This is a genomic window from Mesorhizobium sp. M2E.F.Ca.ET.209.01.1.1, assembly GCF_004010375.2.
GTDB lineage: Bacteria > Pseudomonadota > Alphaproteobacteria > Rhizobiales > Rhizobiaceae > Mesorhizobium.
On record NZ_SADP02001130.1, the window covers coordinates 1 to 293 of the forward strand.

1 pseudogene is annotated in these 293 nt (G+C 58.7%); it reads left to right on the forward strand.

Annotated features, from left to right (window positions below):
* Positions 1–293: pseudogene (locus tag EN852_RS39410) on the forward strand (asparagine synthetase B); the annotation flags it as partial.

Sequence of the window (293 nt, forward strand, 5' to 3'; positions counted from 1 at the left end):
GGTACCTGCGATACAGAAGTCGTACTTGGCGCTGTGGAGCACTGGGGGCTCGAAGTTGCGCTTACGCGCTTTGTCGGCATGTTTGCGTTCGGACTGTGGGACGCAAAAACGAGAACGCTTCATCTCGCCCGCGATCGGATGGGAGAAAAGCCGATCTACGTCGCCCCGACGCGCCATGCCCTGGTTTTTGGCTCCGAACTCAAGGCCATTAGGTGCTTACCGGATTTCCATCCGGAACTCGATCTCGCTGCCGCTAGAGCCATGCTCTCAACGGGATGGGTGCCGGATGACAG